This window comes from Burkholderia sp. S-53 (assembly GCF_025560745.1).
Classification (GTDB): domain Bacteria; phylum Pseudomonadota; class Gammaproteobacteria; order Burkholderiales; family Burkholderiaceae; genus Burkholderia; species Burkholderia pyrrocinia.
On the sequence record NZ_CP090484.1, the window covers coordinates 490,811 to 507,866 of the forward strand.

At 67.7% G+C, this 17,056-nt stretch carries 17 protein-coding genes; 11 read left to right on the plus strand and 6 right to left on the minus strand.

Features of this window, described 5'->3' with window-relative positions; translation table 11 throughout:
* Nucleotides 1–14: 14 nt before the first annotated feature.
* The 3 genes from LXM88_RS24350 to LXM88_RS24360 all read right to left on the minus strand — a co-directional run bounded on the left by LXM88_RS24350 (nucleotide 15) and on the right by LXM88_RS24360 (nucleotide 3,124).
* Nucleotides 15–536 (minus strand): GNAT family N-acetyltransferase, encoded by a 522-nt coding sequence (locus LXM88_RS24350; RefSeq protein WP_262545017.1) that lies wholly within the window; start codon nucleotides 534–536, stop codon nucleotides 15–17.
* Between the two features lie 92 nt (nucleotides 537–628).
* On the minus strand, nucleotides 629–1,876 hold the full coding sequence (locus LXM88_RS24355; RefSeq protein ID WP_262545018.1) for a multidrug effflux MFS transporter: 1,248 nt from the start codon (nucleotides 1,874–1,876) through the stop codon (nucleotides 629–631).
* 351 nt (nucleotides 1,877–2,227) lie between these two features.
* On the minus strand, nucleotides 2,228–3,124 hold the full coding sequence (locus LXM88_RS24360; protein ID WP_262545019.1) for a glutamate/aspartate ABC transporter substrate-binding protein: 897 nt from the start codon (nucleotides 3,122–3,124) through the stop codon (nucleotides 2,228–2,230).
* A gap of 420 nt (nucleotides 3,125–3,544) precedes the next feature.
* Here LXM88_RS24360 and LXM88_RS24365 point away from each other — a divergent pair, with 420 nt between their 5' ends.
* From LXM88_RS24365 to LXM88_RS24380, 4 genes are all read left to right on the plus strand, one after another.
* The gene (locus LXM88_RS24365; RefSeq protein WP_262545020.1) at nucleotides 3,545–5,185 is read left to right on the plus strand and encodes a S8 family peptidase; all 1,641 of its coding nucleotides are present in this window, start codon (nucleotides 3,545–3,547) and stop codon (nucleotides 5,183–5,185) included.
* Between the two features lie 502 nt (nucleotides 5,186–5,687).
* Complete coding sequence (locus tag LXM88_RS24370) at nucleotides 5,688–5,846, plus strand: hypothetical protein (protein ID WP_172902973.1); 159 nt, start codon at nucleotides 5,688–5,690, stop codon at nucleotides 5,844–5,846.
* Between the two features lie 47 nt (nucleotides 5,847–5,893).
* Nucleotides 5,894–8,656: a magnesium-translocating P-type ATPase gene (gene mgtA, locus LXM88_RS24375; protein ID WP_262545021.1), complete on the plus strand. Its 2,763-nt coding sequence runs from the start codon at nucleotides 5,894–5,896 to the stop codon at nucleotides 8,654–8,656.
* A gap of 76 nt (nucleotides 8,657–8,732) precedes the next feature.
* A complete protein-coding gene (locus tag LXM88_RS24380; RefSeq protein ID WP_262545022.1) occupies nucleotides 8,733–9,476 on the plus strand; it encodes a transporter in 744 nt (247 codons plus the stop codon).
* Nucleotides 9,477–9,545: 69 nt separating this feature from the next.
* On the opposite strand, the gene LXM88_RS24385 is transcribed toward LXM88_RS24380, so the two are convergent.
* Complete coding sequence (locus LXM88_RS24385; RefSeq protein WP_262545023.1) at nucleotides 9,546–9,830, minus strand: transcriptional regulator; 285 nt, start codon at nucleotides 9,828–9,830, stop codon at nucleotides 9,546–9,548.
* Nucleotides 9,831–9,905: 75 nt separating this feature from the next.
* Nucleotides 9,906–10,781 carry a LysR family transcriptional regulator gene (locus LXM88_RS24390; protein WP_262545025.1) on the minus strand — a complete coding sequence of 292 codons (876 nt, stop codon included), beginning with the start codon at nucleotides 10,779–10,781 and terminating at the stop codon, nucleotides 9,906–9,908.
* A 51-nt stretch (nucleotides 10,782–10,832) separates the two neighbouring features.
* Here LXM88_RS24390 and LXM88_RS24395 point away from each other — a divergent pair, with 51 nt between their 5' ends.
* The 6 genes from LXM88_RS24395 (at nucleotide 10,833) to LXM88_RS24420 (ending at nucleotide 15,446) form a co-directional block, all read left to right on the plus strand.
* On the plus strand, nucleotides 10,833–11,117 hold the full coding sequence (locus LXM88_RS24395) for a hypothetical protein (RefSeq protein ID WP_262545026.1): 285 nt from the start codon (nucleotides 10,833–10,835) through the stop codon (nucleotides 11,115–11,117).
* A 230-nt stretch (nucleotides 11,118–11,347) separates the two neighbouring features.
* Nucleotides 11,348–12,433, plus strand: a complete 1,086-nt coding sequence (locus LXM88_RS24400; protein WP_262545027.1) for a serine hydrolase — start codon at nucleotides 11,348–11,350, stop codon at nucleotides 12,431–12,433.
* Nucleotides 12,434–12,477: 44 nt separating this feature from the next.
* Nucleotides 12,478–12,714, plus strand: a complete 237-nt coding sequence (locus LXM88_RS24405) for a DUF7661 family protein (RefSeq protein WP_262545028.1) — start codon at nucleotides 12,478–12,480, stop codon at nucleotides 12,712–12,714.
* A 197-nt stretch (nucleotides 12,715–12,911) separates the two neighbouring features.
* Complete coding sequence (locus LXM88_RS24410; RefSeq protein ID WP_262545029.1) at nucleotides 12,912–13,355, plus strand: MarR family winged helix-turn-helix transcriptional regulator; 444 nt, start codon at nucleotides 12,912–12,914, stop codon at nucleotides 13,353–13,355.
* A gap of 76 nt (nucleotides 13,356–13,431) precedes the next feature.
* The gene (locus LXM88_RS24415) at nucleotides 13,432–13,995 is read left to right on the plus strand and encodes an isochorismatase family protein (protein ID WP_262545030.1); all 564 of its coding nucleotides are present in this window, start codon (nucleotides 13,432–13,434) and stop codon (nucleotides 13,993–13,995) included.
* Nucleotides 13,992–15,446 (plus strand): DHA2 family efflux MFS transporter permease subunit, encoded by a 1,455-nt coding sequence (locus LXM88_RS24420; protein WP_262545031.1) that lies wholly within the window; start codon nucleotides 13,992–13,994, stop codon nucleotides 15,444–15,446. Before LXM88_RS24415 ends, LXM88_RS24420 begins: the two co-directional genes overlap by 4 nt.
* Nucleotides 15,447–15,483: 37 nt before the next feature.
* On the opposite strand, the gene LXM88_RS24425 is transcribed toward LXM88_RS24420, so the two are convergent.
* Nucleotides 15,484–16,083 carry a LysE family translocator gene (locus tag LXM88_RS24425; protein WP_262545033.1) on the minus strand — a complete coding sequence of 200 codons (600 nt, stop codon included), beginning with the start codon at nucleotides 16,081–16,083 and terminating at the stop codon, nucleotides 15,484–15,486.
* Nucleotides 16,084–16,178: 95 nt separating this feature from the next.
* Here LXM88_RS24425 and LXM88_RS24430 point away from each other — a divergent pair, with 95 nt between their 5' ends.
* Nucleotides 16,179–17,054: a LysR substrate-binding domain-containing protein gene (locus LXM88_RS24430; RefSeq protein WP_262545034.1), complete on the plus strand. Its 876-nt coding sequence runs from the start codon at nucleotides 16,179–16,181 to the stop codon at nucleotides 17,052–17,054.
* The last annotated feature ends 2 nt before the right edge of the window (nucleotides 17,055–17,056 follow it).

Sequence of the window (17,056 nt, forward strand, 5' to 3'; positions counted from 1 at the left end):
AAAAGGATCGAACGTCAGGCGCCCGCTTCGTTCTCGTCGTCGGCCAGCAGCGCCCACCGCTCGTGGTCGCACCATTCGCCGCCGATGCGCAGATAGCGCGGCGAAAACCCCTCTTTCCGGAAACCGAGCCGCCGAACCAGCGCGATCGACGCGTGGTTGCCGGGCTGGATGTTCGCTTCGAGCCGATGCAGCCCGAGTTCGCCGAACGCGACACCGATCGCCGCGCGCAACGCGTCCGTCATCAGCCCCTTGCGGCTGAAATCCGCCATCCCGTAGTACCCGAGATACGCGCTCTGAAACACGCCGCCGACGATCTCGTTGAGGTTCACCACGCCGACCACCGCCCCGGACGCCCGTTCCCGCGCGACGAGGCCGACATTCGGCCCCGTCAGGCAGCGGGCGAACCATTGGTCGAATCCCGCCTGGTCGGTGAACGAGTCGACCCACGGCAGATGGTGGCTCCGGCTCGCGCGGTTGGCGGCGATCAGGTCGGCGGCGGCGGATCGGGCGACGCGATTCAGCAGGATCAGGCTCATGGTTCGGTCGGTTGCGGTGTGTTGCGCGAGCGGTCCGGCGAGCGAGGCCGTTCGCCCGCGCCGTCGCCGCTCGCGATCGATCGACGAAACGCTTACGCGGCTTCGCCGCTCCCGCACACGACGGCCGCGGCCTGCTGTTGCGTCAGATACCGCAGCAGCTTCGTCACCATCCATACGACGATGAACGACAGCGCGACGAAAAACACCGCGAGCGGCGTCAGCACGTGAATCGACACGAAGCCGGCCAGCCCCATCATCGCCGACGACACGAGCAGCAGCGCGCACCCGAGGATCGCGCTCGTCAGGCCCGCGATGTGCGGAAACAGCGAATTGCCCTTGGCCATCAGCGTCGGATACATCGCGCCCGCGCAGAAACCCATCACGAGCACCGGCGTCGCGAGCGTCCACACGCGCAGGCCGACGGTCAGCGCCAGCACCAGCATCGCGACCGATGCACCCGCCATCACGCGTGCACCGATGCGCAGCCGTTGCTCGGCGCTCGGCAGCCCGCGCCCGTGAATCCGGTTCGACAGCCCGCCGAGGAAATACATCAGGCCGATGCCGAGGGCGAGATAACCGAAGAACGTCGGCGGCTTGTGCAGCGTGGTCTGCACCATGAACGGCCCGACGATGTTGAACACGAGCAGGATGCTGTAGCACAGCCCCTGCGCGAGGAAGCAGCTCTGGAACACCGGGCTCGCCAGCACCTTGCCCGCGTTCGCGATCAGCGTGCGCGGCTCGAGATGCACCGGTTTCGGCAAGGTTTCCCGATAGCGCCACAGTAGCGCCCACATCACCAGCGAATAGACGAGCAGGAACACGAGGCAGGCGCGCCAGCCGAACCATTCCTGAAGGTGCGCGCCGATCACCGGCGCGACGATCGGCGCGAGCCCCCACGCGATCGACATGTACGTGAACGCGTGCATCAGCGCCTGGCCGGAGAACGAATCGGTAATGATCGCCTTCGCGAGCAGGTTGGTGGTCGCAATCCCGAAACCCTGCAGGCAGCGCGCCAGCACGAACGTCTCCAGGTTCTGCGCGCCGAGCGACAGCAGGCAGCCGATCGTGTAGATCACGAGCCCGAACGCGAGCACGCGCTTGCGACCGTACGCGTCGGCGATCGGGCCGAAGATCAGCTGGCCGAGCGCGTAGGCCGCCATGTAGCCGGACACGCTCGACTGGATCGCCTGCGGCGTCGTCGCGAACGAACGCGCCATGTCGGGCAGCGCGGGCACGTAGATGTCGATCGCGAGCTGGCCCGCGGACGCGAACAGGCAGATCAGGAACAGCAGGAAGCGCGGCGAGTTCGGCTCGCGCACGGGGGTGGGCGTGGCGTTCATGACGACTGGGAAGGATTCGGGCAGCGGTGACGCGGCCGCACACGTTCGAATTGCGAACATGCGTGCGATCGTGCCGAATTGCGTATTGTGCCCGTTGTTGCGTCGGGCGACCGGATTCCCCTGGCGCGGGCGCGGTTGAATGCCGATTGCGGTACACCCGGAAATGCGCTAACGCCGGGCCGGCGCCCGTCATTGGGGTGGCCCGGCCGCAGGCACGTTCCGCTATCGAGGCGACACGCCCGCGGCACGCGAGGCGTCAATCGACGCCGCACGCATGTCGCGCCCCGCTCACTCCTGCCGTCGACTCCGCCGGCCGTGCCGGCGGTCTTTCATGACGGCACCGCGCCCGGATCAATACTGCGCCTGGTCCGTCGGATTCCTGAACAACTGCTTCATCTCCGCCGACAGCGGATAGTCCAGGCTCACACCCTTCGGCGGAATCGGCTGCGTGAACCACTGGTTGTAGAGCTTCTCGGCCGCGCCCGACGTCTGCATCTTCGCAATCACGCCGTCGACGACGTGCTTGAACGGCGGATCGTCCCTGCGCATCATGCACGCGTAGTTCTCGTGGACGAGCGGCGTGCCCGTCACCGTGTACGCGCCCGGATTGCGGTCCTTCGCGATCTCGCCGTACAGCAGCGGCTCGTCCATCACGAACGCCACCGCGCGCCCGGTCGTGACGTTCATGAACGCTTCGGCGTGATCCTTCGCGCTGATGATCGTCATGTTCATCCCTTTCTCTTCGTTGAGCTTGCGCAGCAGGCGCTCGTCCGACGTGCCGGCCGTCGTCGCGACCGTCTTGCCGGCCAGGTCCGAAAAGTCCTTCACGCCGGAATCCTTGCGCGTGCTGAAGCGGATGCCGTACAGAAAGATGCTGTTCGAGAACGCGGCCTGCTTCTGCCGCTCGAGCGTGTTCGTCGTCGATCCGCATTCGAAATCGATCGTCCCGTTCTGCAGCAGCGGAATCCGGTTCTGCGACGTGATCGGAATTTCCTTCACCGTGAGGTTCGGCGCGTTCAGTTCCGCCTTCAACTGGTCGATGATGCGCGACGCGATGTCCCGCGAGTAGCCGATGTTCTTCTGCTGGTTGTCCGAATACGAGAACGGCACCGACGATTCGCGAATGCCCAGCGACACGACACCGGTGTCCTTGATCTTCTTCAGCGTGCCGGTGAGGGCCTGCGCATGCGCGGCGCCCGCCAGCGCACAGGACAACGCGACAGCCAGCAAACGGAAGCGACGATCCATGCTTTTCTCCTGACGAAACGTTGATCGAATCGCGATCGTACGCCCGACAAAATTCGCGTCGCGTCAGGAAAAGCGCAAGCAACCTTCCACCGCGACCAGGCCGCGCAACCTGTTTTCCGTGCCGCGCAAACCGGCACGCGCCGCGCGTTTCGCCCGACCGGCCGCGTGCTGGCTCGCCCCATCTTCTGGGTCACACGTTCCAAACAGGCGTTCATGCTGCAACGCGGCAACGGAATCGTTTGCGCGAGCCGCTGATTTTCTCGCGAAACACACTCAAGAAGCCGCCGCGCAAGCCGTTACCCAGTGCATGGCGCGTCGCAGCAAGCTGCCGCGACCGCCAGACAAAAACGACAAGGTCCGGTTTTGCCGGACCGGCGCCACCGCCGGCACGACGGTTATCTACGAGGATCGAGTTTCAACATGAGAGCCAAACGTCTCAATTTCTCGCTGGCGCGCTCCGCTCATGCGCGCATGCTCGCCGGCATGCTGTCTGCCGCCGCCCTCCTGCCCCTTGCCGGCTGCGGCGGCGGAGGCGGCGACGGCAGCAACCCGTCTTCGTCCAACGCAGCACCGGCGCCGACGCCGGCCCCCACACCTGCCCCCACGACCCCGCCCGCCACGACCGGCGGCAACGCATGCTCGATGCAGCAGGCCGCCGCGCAGATGGCCGCACAGACCACGCCGGCCGAAGCGCCCGTCGATCACCTGATCGTCAAGCTGAAGACGTTGACGGCCACGCGTGCGATGGCCGCCATCGACAACGGGACGCGCCTCGACGCGGTGATCCAGCGCTCGATGACGCGCTGGACGGCACCGGTGACCGGCAGCGCACGCGCCTATGCGAGCACGATCGCGCAAACGCCGCTGAACGTGCAGGTCGAGCGGACGATCTCGAACGGCGCGGCCGTGCTGTCGCTCGGCCAGCGCATCGCGGCCGCCGACGCAACCGCACTCGCGCAGGCGTTCGCGGCCGATACCGACGTCGACTACGCGGAACCGGATCACCCGATGCAGATCCGCGACACGCCGAGCGACCCGCTCTACAGCCAGCAGTGGTACCTGTCCGACCCGACCGCCGGCATCGACCTGCCGCCCGCATGGAACACGACCAAGGGTTCGCCGACCGTCGTCACGGCCGTGCTCGACACCGGCTATCGGCCGCATGGCGACCTCGTCGGCAACCTGTTGCCCGGCTACAGCTTCATCACCAACGTCAACACCAGCAACAACGGCCTGTCGCGCGGCCCTGACGCAACCGATCCGGGCGACTGGGTCACGCAGCAGGAACTCGACAACGCCAACGGCCCGTACTACCACTGCGCGACCCAACCGAGCGACAGCAGTTGGCACGGCACGCGCGTAATGGGCGTCATCGGCGCGACCGCCAACAACGGCGCCGGCATCGCCGGCGTGTCGTGGCTCGGCCGGATTCTGCCGGTGCGCGTGCTCGGCAAGTGCGGCGGCGTGACGAGCGACATCGCCGACGCGATGCGCTGGGCGGCCGGCATCGCCGTCAGCGGCGCACCGACGAACCCGACGCCCGCGAAGGTCATCAACCTGAGCCTCGGCGGCGTCGGCGCGTGCAGCGCGACGTTCCAGCAGGCCATCGACGACGTGACCGCGAAGGGTGTGACCGTCGTCGTCGCGGCCGGCAACGACGGCCTGTCGACCGGGCTCGACCAGCCCGCGAACTGCCGCGGCGTGATCAGCGTCGGCGCGACCGACGCGACGGGCCGACGCGCATCGTTCAGCAACTTCGGCGCCGATGTCTCGCTGAGCGCGCCGGGCGTCAACATCCTGTCGACGTCGAACACCGGCACGACGACGCCGGGCTCGGACACCTACGGCCTCGCGAACGGCACCAGCCTCGCGACGCCGCAAGTGACGGGTGTCGCCGCACTGATGCTGTCGGTGAACGGCAACCTCACGCCCGCGCAGATCCAGCAGAAACTGCAAGGCGGCACGCGCACGACGAAACTGGCGGCCGGCACGTCGTGTACCGCGATGCCGGCGGGCTCGGGCATTCTCGACGCAGGGGCCGCCGTCGCGTCGGCCAACTGATCGCCAGCACCCTGCCCCGACGCAGCCGCGCGCATGCCGACATGGCGTGCGCGCGGCTGTTTTTTTGCGGCGACCCGGCGCTCGCCGATCGCTTCGCTCCCGTGTCTCGAAATAACACCTTACAAAAGGGTTGACGGTTCGCACGACGAGCCTTTACCATCGCCCCCGTCTAATTACATGGAGTGTTCTGTGAACACCGATGCGAGTTGTAGTTGGTGCTCGACCAACTTGACTGCTGCCTGAGGAAAACGCGCAGAGCCTCGTCTTCTGCCGCATCCCGGGAAGCAGGATGCGGCGTCCTTCCGGCCTGACCGGCCAGATTCCCCGCCGAATTTTTCGATATTGTCGAATGCACGCGACGCGCCGTCGCGCGTGTGCGTTCGTGTTGCGCGCGGCGCCAGCCGCGTGCGTATTCCGTTCGCGTGCCGTCCGGCCGCGCGCCTTCATGCGTGCGCGGCTGCCGATCGCCCGTGCCGACTATCCGCAACCGACAGGAGTGCAGATGAACTCAGACGACAGTAGTCGATTACCGCTCGCCGGTGCGACGCTGCGCATCGACACGCCGATCGCACTCCACGCGCCGGCGAGCGTTCCCGCCTTTACCGATCCACAGCCGATCGCGCCTGACGCGACGCGGCGGGGAGCGCTCGTGCGTCGATAACGTCACGGTCGCTCCCCGCCCGCCGCCTCGTGCGCTAGGAGCGACACATGACACAACGCAACACACCGCATAAGAAACAGCGCGGCTTCATCAAGGCTGGCGCCGGCCAGCAGAACGAACCGCGCATCATGCGCGCCGCGCAGGAAGCGGCCCGCCCGCTCGAGGACACGCTGAAGTCGCTGCGCACCAGCACGCGCGGCCTCACCTACGACCAGGCCGCCGACCGCCTGGAACACTACGGCCCGAACGAAATCGCGCACGACAAGCCGCCGCACTGGACCCGCCAGTTGCTGCTGTCGTTCCACAACCCGTTCGTCTACGTGCTGCTGGTGCTGGCCTCCATCAGCTTCTTCACCGACGTCTGGTTCGCGGCGCCCGACGATCGCGACTATGTCGGCATGACGATCCTGCTGGCGATGGTCACGATCAGCGCGCTGCTGCGCTTCGTGCAGGAGTTCCGTTCGCTGCGCGCGGCCGAGAAGCTCAAGGCGATGGTCCGCACGACGGCCACCGTGCAGCGCGCGGTGACCGACACAGCCGAGCCCGCGCGCCGCGAGGTGCCGATGCGCGAAGTCGTGGCCGGCGACATCGTGCACCTGTCGGCCGGCGACATGATCCCGGCGGACGTGCGGCTGCTCGCGTCGCGCGACCTGTTCATCAGCCAGGCCGTGCTGACCGGCGAGGCGTTGCCCGTCGAGAAGTACGACACGCTCGGCGCGGTGGCCGGCAAATCCGCGAGCACGGGCACGGCCGGCGCGACGACCGATGCGTCGGCGTCGCTGCTCGATCTCGAGAACGTCTGCTTCATGGGCACCAACGTCGTCAGCGGCACGGCGACGGCCGTCGTCGTCGCGACCGGCGAAGACACGTACTTCGGTTCGCTCGCCCGCAACGTCGTGAGCCACAAGCGCATCGAGACGAGCTTCGACCGCGGCGTCTCGAGCGTGAGCTGGCTGCTGATCAAGTTCATGTTCGTGATGGTGCCGATCGTGTTCATGATCAACGGCCTGACCAAGGGCGACTGGCTGAGCGCACTCACGTTCGCGCTCGCGGTGGCCGTGGGTCTCACGCCCGAGATGCTGCCGATGATCGTCAGCGCGAACCTCGCGCGCGGCGCGATCGCGATGGCGCGCCGCAAGGTCGTCGTCAAGCGCTTGAACTCGGTGCAGAACTTCGGCGCGATGGACGTGCTGTGTACCGACAAGACCGGCACGCTCACGCAGGACAAGATCATCCTCGAACACCACCTCGACCTGTCCGGTCATAAAAACGAGGAAATCCTGCGGCTCGGCTGGCTGAACAGCTTCCACCAGAGCGGTCAGAAGAACCTGATCGACATCGCGGTCGTCGCGCGCGCCGACGAAATCGGCGACCGCGTGAAACCGCAGGGCTACAAGAAGATCGACGAGCTGCCGTTCGACTTCGTGCGCCGCCGCCTGTCGGTCGTCGTCGAGGATACGCACGGCACGCACCTGCTGGTCTGCAAGGGCGCGGTCGAGGAAATGCTGGCCGTCTCCACGCATGTGCAGGATGAAGACGGCGTGCGCCCGCTCGACTTCGTCGCGCGCAAGCGGCTGCTCGAGCAGGCCAATGCATATAACGAGGACGGCTTCCGCGTGCTCGTGGTCGCGACGCGCACGATCCCGCGCGGCGACGAGCGCGAGCAATACCGCACCGCCGACGAACGCGACCTCGTCGTGCGCGGCTTCCTCACATTCCTCGATCCGCCGAAGGAGTCGGCAGCGCCGGCCCTCGCCGCACTGCGCGAGAACGGCGTCGCGGTGAAGGTGCTGACGGGCGACAACCCGACCGTCACGGTGAAGGTGTGCCGCCAGGTCGGCCTCGAACCCGGCAAGCCGATCCTCGGCGCGGAAATCGAAGCGCTCGACGACGCAACGCTTGCGCAGGTGGTCGAACGCACGACCGTGTTCGCGAAGCTCACGCCGCTGCAGAAGGCGCGCATCGTCAAGGCGCTGCAGGCAAACGGCCACACGGTCGGCTTCCTCGGCGACGGCATCAACGATGCACCCGCGCTGCGCGATGCCGACGTCGGCATCTCGGTCGACAGCGGCGCCGACATCGCGAAGGAAACCGCCGACATCATCCTGCTCGAAAAGAGCCTGATGGTGCTCGAGGAAGGCGTGATCAAGGGCCGCGAGACGTTCGGCAACATCCTGAAGTACCTGAACATGACCGCGAGCTCGAACTTCGGCAACGTGTTCTCGGTGCTGGTCGCCAGCGCGTTCCTGCCGTGGGAGCCGATGCTCGCGACACAGCTGCTCGTGCTGAACCTGATCTACGACACGTCGCAGATGCTGCTGCCGTGGGACAAGATGGATCCCGAGTTCCTGAAGAAACCGCGCAAGTGGGAAGCCGGCAACATCAGCCGCTTCATGCTGTGGGTCGGGCCCACGTCGTCGGTATTCGACATCACGACGTACGTGTTGATGTGGACCGTGTTCGGCGCGGGCGCGATGTATCACCTGAACGGCGGCACCGGCGGCCAGATCGTGATGAACTCCGGCTGGTTCATCGAGAGCCTCGTGTCGCAGACGCTCGTCGTGCACCTGCTGCGCACGCAGAAGATCCCGTTCCTGCAGAGCACGGCCGCGCTGCCGGTGCTGCTGTCGACGTTCACCGCGATCGCGATCGGCTGCTGGCTGCCGTTCTCGCCGTTCGCGGACGCGCTCGGCTTCATGCACCTGCCGGGCACCTTCTGGCTGTGGCTCGCCGCGACGATGGTCGGCTACATCCTGCTCGCGCAGATCGTCAAGACGATCTATGTGCGCCGCTACAAGCAGTGGTTCTGATTCCGTTCGGATGACGACATGCCGGCCCGCACGATACGCGCGGGCCGGCCACTTACGATGAAATACGGGTGACGTAATGAAAAGAATCCTTCCGCTCGCAGCCGCGAGCGCATTCCTCGCACCGCTCGACGCCCATTCCGCCCACCCGCTCGTCAGCGACGATACGGGCACGCAGGGCAATGCGAACTGGCAATTCGAGTTCAATGCCGAGGAAACCTCGAAACAGGAAGACAGCGGCCGCCACCAGCTTTGGAACGCGACGCTCACGCGCGGGTTCGGCGAACATGTCGACGTCTACGTCAACGCGCCTTATACGCATCTGCAAACGCGGACCGACGAGAACGGCGCAGGCATCGGCGATGTCGAGATCGGCATGAAATGGCGCTTCGTCGAACGCGGGCCGCTGTCGCTCGCGCTGAAACCGAAGGTAACGATGCCGACCGGCAACGACGAGCGCGGGCTCGGCACAGGCCACGTCGGCACCGGCGCGACGCTGCTCGCGCAGGCCGACGTTGGGCGCTTCTCGCTGCTCGCGAACGCGGGCCTCACGTACCAGCCAAATCGCCAGGGCGACCTGACGTCGGTCTGGGCCGTGTCGGGCGCGGCGATCTACAAGGCGACCGACCGGCTGCAGCTCGTGGTCGACGTCGGCACGTCGCGCAACACCGAAAGCACCGCCGGCGCGAATCCGGCGTTCGTGCTCGCGGGTGCGATCTATTCGCCGACGCGCTGGCTCGATCTCGACATCGGCTACCGCCGTGGGCTGAACGACCAGACCTATCGTCATTCGGTGATGGGCGGCATGACAGCACGCTGGTGATACACAGGCTGGCGCGACGTATGCGCCGAGCTGCAACACGACGGGCCGCATCAGCGGCCCGTTTTTCATTCATCCTGCGTCGTTCGCACCGAACAGTTGCGCGCACACCGCGCGCCCTTCGTCGGTCAGCACGGCGCTGCCGGTGCCGTCCTCGTTCAGCGTCGTCGCGGTGAGGCCCGCGGCATCGAGCTGCGTCAGCACGCGGCGCAGCGTGCTCATCGGCAACTGCGTGCGCTTCGCGATCTTCGGCAGCGACCACGTCTTGCCGGCCGGATCGTTCGCGGCGTCGTTCAGCGTCGCGAGTGTCGCGACGAGTGCGGGATCGAGCGGGGATTCGTCGGATTCTGAAGTCATCGGTTCGGTCTGTAGCGGACAGGAGATTCATTCGGGCATTCAGCGCCGATCGCGGACACTATATCGCTTCGCCCGTCACGCTTCCTTGATCGCGGCACGCATGAACGACACAAAGCGCGTGGTCACGGGATCGTCGCGGTCCGACAGCCACGCGAGCCCCACGCGCCACTTCGCGTCGCGGCCGTCGAGCGGCAGCACCGTCGCGTCGCGCAGCAGGTACTGCGCGCGCGACGGGATGAACGCGACGCCGACGCCGGCCGCGACCGACGTCAGCACCGACTGCACATCTTCCGCCTGCTGCGTCACGTGCGGCACGAAGCGGCGCTCGACGCACCATCGGTCGATCTGCGCGGCGAGCCCTGGGCCGCGCGCACGCTGCAACGCGATGAAGCCGATCTCGTTGAGCACGTCGAGGTCGGCCGGCACGCGCTTGTAACCGAGGTGCGGCGGCACCGCGAGCGCGAGCCCTTCGTCGATCACCTTGAACGACGACAGCCCGTCGTCGGACGGCAGGCGCAGGAACCCGGCGTCGAGCTTGCCGGCGCGCAGCCGGCGCGTCTGCTCGGACGACGACAGGTCGCTCAGCGTGACGGCGATGCCCGGATTGCGGCGACGAAATTCCGCGACCAGCTTCGGCACGAGCGTCAGCACCGACAGGCAGATGCCGAGCCGCAGATGCCCGCGCTGCCCGCTGGTCGCCTCCCGCGCACGCGCGAGGATCTCGTCGGCATCGCGCACGAGCGCCTGCGCGTCGGGCAGGAAGCGTTCGCCGAACGGCGTCAGTTCCGCGCCATGCCGCCCGCGCTCGAACAGCTTGCCGCCGAGGCTCGCCTCGAGCGCGCCGATCTGCTTGCTCAGTGCCGGCTGGCTCATGTGCAGCGCATCGGCCGCGCGGCTGAAATGGCACAGCTCGGTGACCGTCAGGAACGTTCGCAGCAGTTTCAGTTCCATTCTTTAAAGGAATCGTAACGATCGAAATATTCATTTTACCGATCGAACGCGATGACGTTCAATACGGGCATGCCCTTCCCGGAATTCACTGTCATGTCTGTTGATCATGCGGCCGACTGCGTTGCCGATACATCCTGCGATGCCGCCGTCGCGGACGAACGCACCGCCGCGGCCGCGGCCGATGCGCGCGCACCGAAGCGTCGTGCCGAACGCACCGAAGGACGCAGCCGCCGTTTTCGTTTCGGCGATGCGCTTGAAGACGCGCCGCCACGCGCCGTGACGGGGTCGATCGCGATCAGTTTTGCGGTCGTGTCGCGGCGGAACTGGCCGCGCTGAACCACGCTACCTGCTGCCGTGTGCCGGCCCCGCACGGCATGCCTTTACGATTTTCATCGCACGCCCGCCGTTGACCGGCGGCAAAAGAACAGCCTGAATCTGCGTGCATCACGCGCCATTGCGCGCGATCCAATCGTCATCGCCACGCGATCGACCTTATAATTTCCCGCACCTACCGACCGCCCATGCATTCCGCGCAGCCGCATCGCGCGTGAAAAGGAGACTTTCGCTTGACCGGCCTCATCGCGCGCCTGCCCCGCGCCCGGACCACCCTGATCCTCGCCCTCTCGTTCCTGCTGCTCGCGTTCGCCGCGAACGCGTCCGCGCAGCGCGCGCAGCCGCATCGCACCGCGCATGCCCACGCACATGCGCATCCGAAGGCCGTCAAGAAGAAACCCCACCGCAAGAACAAGGCCGTCAAGCATCGCCGTCCGCGCGTGAAGCACCAGGCAGTCAAGCGTCATGCGGCGCCAGCCCCGCAGCAGCGCCGCGCGAAGCGCACGACCGCCGTACGCCCGCGCCCGGCCGCCGCCAAACAGCGTCTGATGGCAAGCTGCGGGTACACCCCGCGCGCGGTCGCGTCACTGCACTCACGCGCCGCCTACGTGCTGGACGTCGACTCCGGCACACCGCTGCTGGCACGCAACGCTCGCACCGTGCGGCCGATCGCGTCGATCTCGAAACTGATGACGGCCGTCGTCGCACGCGACGCCGACCGTCCGCTGAACGGCGTGCTGCGTGTCACCGCGCACGACCGCGACACGATCAAGTTCACCGGTTCGCGATTGCAGGTCGGCTCGCAACTGTCGCGCCGCGACATGTTCCATATCGCGCTGATGTCGTCGGAAAACCGTGCGGCCGCCGCGCTGAGCCGCGACTATCCGGGCGGGCGCGCTGCGTTCGTCAACGCGATGAACCGCGAAGCGCGCCGGCTCGGCATGCGCCACACGCACTTCAGGGAGCCGACCGGCCTGTCGCCGCACAACGTATCGACGGCCGAGGATCTCGCGAAGCTCGTCGGTGCGGCGGCGCAGGATCCGCTGATCCGCTATTTCTCGACGGATACGTCGACCACGGTGCGCCCCGGCGACGGCGAGCTGCTGTACGTGAATTCCGACCCGCTCGTCCGCTACCGACGCCTGCCGATCCGGTTGCAGAAGACGGGCTTCATCAACGAATCGGGGCACGGCGTCGTGATGCGCATGCGCGTGAAGGGCCGCCGCGAAACGGTCGTGCTGCTCGGCGCGCCGACGCGCGCCGGCGTATCGAGCGACGCCCTCAAAATCCATCGCTGGCTGACCTGCTCGATCCAGTAAGCACGCGCAGGCGGCCGGCGCGTTCACCCTACGGGAGCGACGCCATGCAGGACGAATACCGCTTCAATGCATTCGGACGGCTGCTCGCCGTCGTCCGCAAGAACGGCCGCTGGGCGGTGTTCGATCTCGGCGCCGAAGGCAAGCGGCGACCGGCCGACCTGCACATTCCGTCCGCGCTCGCCGCGGACGAACTCGCGCAATACCTCGGCGACCTGCTCCACGAGGATGCGACGCCGAAGTACAGCGACGTCGTGCCGGTTCCTTCGACCGGTCGAGTCTAGCGGAACACGCCGTCACCGGGCGCGCGGGCGGACGACGCGCCGCCCCCGTTTCGCCTTTCCCCCTTTGTCAGCCGGTATCGTCACGCGACGACGTGCACACCACGCCGATCGCCAGGCGAACCGGGCGCGTTCACATCCTCTTTAAATTTCGACAGTTTAACTTGCAAGTTAAACTGTCTTAACCTATGATCCCGCCCATGACTGATTCGCGTCCATCCGGCCTTGCTGCCCATACCGTCGCCGCCGACCTGACGCTGGCCGTCGGCCAGTTGATCCGCCGGCTCCGTTCCGAACTCCCGGCCGACGGGCTCGGGATGTCGCAGACGAGCGCGCTCGCGCGGCTCGAGCAGAACGGGCCGATGACGACCGCCGATCTCGCCCGCGCCGAGGCCATGAAGCCGCAATCGATGAAGACGATTCTCGCGAGCCTCGAAGAGGAAGGCCTCGTCGAACGCGAGCCGCACCCGACCGACGGCCGCCAGATCCTGTTCCAGCTGACCGCGGTCGGCCTCGACGCGCGGCGCAAGCGCAACGTCGCGAAGCATCAGTGGCTCGGCGCCGCGATCGACAAGCTCGATTCCGAAGAAATCCGCACGCTCGCCGCCGCGATCCCGCTGATCAGGCGGATCGGCGACCAGTGAATCCGGCGGGCACGAATGCTGCGATGCGCGGCATTCGCGCGCCCGCCTCCCTTCGTCCACTCCACGGAGTCCCATCATGAGCGCAACCCGTCTCGACACGAATACGGCACTCGTCGTCATCGACCTGCAGAAAGGCATCACCGCCCTGCCCACCGCACACCCGGTCGCGCCGGTGCTCACGCACGCCCGCGCGCTGCTCGATGCGTTCCGCAGCCGCGGCCTGCCGGTCGTGCTCGTCAACGTCGCCGGCGGCGCGCCGGGCCGCACGCAGCAGCAGGTGCGCCTGGACGCCCTGCCCGCGGACTGGACCGAGCTCGTACCCGAACTGAACCGGCAGCCGGGCGACCACGTCGTGACGAAAAAAACCTGGGGCGCATTTACCGGCACCGATCTCGACGCGCACCTGAAGGCGGTCGGCGTCACGCAGATCGTGCTGGCCGGCATCGCGACGAGCATCGGTGTCGAATCGACCGCACGGTACGCGTTCGAACTCGGCTACAACGTGACGCTCGCCGTCGACGCGATGACCGACCTCAACGCGGATGCGCACGTGAACAGCGTCGAGCGCATCTTCCCGCGCCTCGGCGAGACGGGCACGACGCAGGACATCGTCGCGCTGCTCGACAGTCGCGGCGCGTGAGCGACCGGCGCGCGCAGCCGGCGCCGGGCCACGCGGCCGGCCGGCTCGATCCGTCGATCTGGAAGGTCAGCGCGGTCGCGACGCTCGGCTCGCTGCTGTCGCAGCTCGACGCGACGATCGTCAACGTGTCGCTGTCGAGCCTCGCGACCGACCTGCACGCGAGCCTGTCGACGATCCAGTGGGTGACGAGCGGCTACCTGCTCGCGCTGACACTGGTGCTGCCGCTGAACGGCTGGCTCGTCGACCGCATCGGCGCGAAGGCGCTGTACCTGTGGTGCTTCTCCGCGTTCACGCTCTCGTCGGCACTGTGCGGGCTCGCATGGTCCGCGCCGTCATTGATCGCGTTCCGCGTGCTGCAAGGCATCAGCGGCGGGCTGCTCGCGCCGATGGCGCAGATGATGATCGCGCGCGTCGCCGGCCCGCAGATGGCGCGCGTGATCGGTTACGCGGCGGTGCCCGTGCTGCTCGCGCCGATCCTCGGCCCGGTCGTCGCCGGCGCGATCCTGCAGTACGCGTCGTGGCGCTGGCTGTTTCTCGTGAACTTGCCCGTCGGCGTGCTGGCGCTTGCGCTGGCCGTGCGGCTCCTGCACGGCGACCGCGACGACGTGCAACGGCGCGCACTCGACTGGGTCGGCCTCGCATTGCTGTCGCCGGGCCTCGTGCTGTTCCTGTACGGCGCCGAGCGGATCGGCACGGCGCCCGGCATCGCCGCGATCGCAGGCTCGGCGCTGCTGCTCGCCGCATTCCTGCGCTTCGAGCGACGCAAGGGCGAACACGCGCTGATCGATCTCGCGCTGTTTCGCTCGCGCGTATTCGGCGCGGCGGCCGGCACGCAGTTCCTGTCGAACGGCGCGATGTACGCGGGCCAGATGCTGATCCCCGTGTTCCTGATCCAGGCGTGCGGGCGCTCGCCGGGCGAGATGGGCTGGCTGCTCGCGCCGCTCGGGCTCGGCATGCTCGTCACCTATCCGTCGATGGGCGCGTTGACGAGCCGGTTCGGCGTGCGCCGGCTGGCCGCCGCCGGCGCGTTGCTCGCCCTCGTCGCGACGCTGCCGTTCGTGTTCCTCGCGCTGGCCGGCTACGATCCGACCGTGCTCGTGCCGGCGCTGTTTCTGCGCGGCATGGGCCAGAGCGCGATCGGCGCGCCGTCGATCTCCGCCGCGTATGCGTCGGTCGAGCGCCGCGACCTGCCGATGGCGACGACGTCGCTCAATATCGTGCAGCGCCTCGGCGGCCCGACGTTCACGACGCTGTGCACGCTGTTCCTCGCGTGGCGGCTGCAAGCCGAATCGATATCGGGCGGCGGCACGCAAGCCGTCGCGTACGCGTGGGCGTTCGGCCTGCTTTGCGTGCTGCATGCGGCGAGCTTCGTCACGACGCTGCGGCTGCCGTTGTGGTCGGCCGGTGCGGGCGGGCGAATTGCCGGCACCGCGCGCGCCGGTTCGCGCTGAACACGGGAAGCGCCACGCAACGCACGTGGCCTCCCCGCTACGGCAGCCACATCGGCACGATCGAGATCACGAGCAGCACGCCCAGCCCCGCATTCAGGCAGCGCCATTGCCGTTCCGTGCGCAACACGCGCGCGAACAGCAGCCCGGCGAAACACCACAGAGACAGCGACGCCATCGCGGCCGCGCCGAACGCCAGCCCGAGCAACACGCCGAGCCGCGCCGGCCCGGACGCGAGCGCGGCGAACGATGCGGCCGCGCCGAGCGTCATCGCCCAGCCCTTCGGGTTGTGCCAGAGCATCCAGACGCCGCTGACGAACCCTTGCGGCCGGTGCACGGCCGCGTCGAGCCGCGGCTTGCCGCCGCGCCCGATGCGCACGGCCAGCCACACGAGATACAACGAGCCGGCTGCCTTCATCGCGAGCTGCAACGCGGGCAGCGCAAGCAACACGCTGCCGAGCCCGGCCGCGGCGGCCGCCGCCATCGACGCCAGGCCGGCCGCGATGCCGGCCATCAGCGGCAGCGACCGCCGATAGCCGAAATGCGCGCCCGATGCGGTTGCAAGCGTCGTCGCGCCGCCCGGCGTCACGGTGGACACGATCACGAACAGCATCAGCGGCAGGTAGTCGCGAAGCAGCACGGAGGCTCCCGGTTGTCGTCGTCGAAGCCCCGTTTTACCTGCGAACTTCCCATTACGAAAGCGAAAGCTTTTTATGCCAGCCATTAGCGTTCATAATGCGACGCATGACACGCAATCTCGACATCGCGCTGCTGCGCGCCTTCGTCACGGTCGCCGATCATCGCAGCATGACGGCGGCCAGCCGTGCGCTGCACCTGACGCAAGGCGCGATCAGCCAGCAGGTCGCGCGGCTCGAAACGCTGTCCGGCCCGCTGTTCGTCCGCGAGCATCGCAACCTGCTGCTCACGGCGGCCGGCGAGCGGTTGCTCGAACAGGCGCGCCGGCTGCTCGCGGTGCACGATGCGCTGCTGACCGACCTGACCGCCGGCGCGGTCGAAGGCGCCGTTCGCGTCGGCGCACCGCAAGATCTCGTCGCCACCTGTCTCGCGCCGATCCTGAAAGGCTATGCGCACGCGCATCCGCAGGTCGCGCTCTCGCTCGTATGCGCGGCGTCGCCGGAACTGCGGCGCGGGCTCACGCAAGGCGATCTCGACGTCGCGTTGATCGAGGCGCCGGTCGGAGCGTCGCGCGGCGAATGCATCGCGGTCGATCGCCTGGTCTGGGTCGGCGCGAAAGGCGGCACCGCGCACCGGAACACGCCGCTGCCGGTGTCGATGGTCGCGCAGACCTGCGCGTTCCGCCCGACCGTGCTCGACGCGCTGCGCGGCTGCGATCGCGCGTGGCGCACCGTGTTCGAGAACGGCAGCTTCGACGCGACGGCCGCGACCGTGCGCTCCGATCTCGCCGTGACCGTGTGGCTCGCATCCACCGTGCCGGCCGACCTCGACATCCTGCCGGCCGGCAGCGGCCTGCCCGCGCTGCCGAACTTCGCGATCAACCTTCATCTGCCGCGCGGCCAGCGCACGCCGGCCGCAACGGAACTGGCCCGCCACCTGCGCAACGGCTTCGCGCGCTTCCGCGCCGCCGCCTAGCG

Coding starts and splice junctions, on each gene's coding strand:
- LXM88_RS24430 (WP_262545034.1), top strand. CDS start 16,179: ATGCGACGCATGACACGCAATCTCGACATCGCGCTGCTGCGCGCCTTC.
- LXM88_RS24360 (WP_262545019.1), bottom strand. CDS start 3,124: ATGGATCGTCGCTTCCGTTTGCTGGCTGTCGCGTTGTCCTGTGCGCTG.
- LXM88_RS24405 (WP_262545028.1), top strand. CDS start 12,478: ATGCAGGACGAATACCGCTTCAATGCATTCGGACGGCTGCTCGCCGTC.
- LXM88_RS24415 (WP_262545030.1), top strand. CDS start 13,432: ATGAGCGCAACCCGTCTCGACACGAATACGGCACTCGTCGTCATCGAC.
- mgtA (WP_262545021.1), top strand. CDS start 5,894: ATGACACAACGCAACACACCGCATAAGAAACAGCGCGGCTTCATCAAG.
- LXM88_RS24410 (WP_262545029.1), top strand. CDS start 12,912: ATGACTGATTCGCGTCCATCCGGCCTTGCTGCCCATACCGTCGCCGCC.
- LXM88_RS24370 (WP_172902973.1), top strand. CDS start 5,688: ATGAACTCAGACGACAGTAGTCGATTACCGCTCGCCGGTGCGACGCTG.
- LXM88_RS24365 (WP_262545020.1), top strand. CDS start 3,545: ATGAGAGCCAAACGTCTCAATTTCTCGCTGGCGCGCTCCGCTCATGCG.
- LXM88_RS24385 (WP_262545023.1), bottom strand. CDS start 9,830: ATGACTTCAGAATCCGACGAATCCCCGCTCGATCCCGCACTCGTCGCG.
- LXM88_RS24355 (WP_262545018.1), bottom strand. CDS start 1,876: ATGAACGCCACGCCCACCCCCGTGCGCGAGCCGAACTCGCCGCGCTTC.
- LXM88_RS24350 (WP_262545017.1), bottom strand. CDS start 536: ATGAGCCTGATCCTGCTGAATCGCGTCGCCCGATCCGCCGCCGCCGAC.
- LXM88_RS24380 (WP_262545022.1), top strand. CDS start 8,733: ATGAAAAGAATCCTTCCGCTCGCAGCCGCGAGCGCATTCCTCGCACCG.
- LXM88_RS24395 (WP_262545026.1), top strand. CDS start 10,833: ATGACGTTCAATACGGGCATGCCCTTCCCGGAATTCACTGTCATGTCT.
- LXM88_RS24390 (WP_262545025.1), bottom strand. CDS start 10,781: ATGGAACTGAAACTGCTGCGAACGTTCCTGACGGTCACCGAGCTGTGC.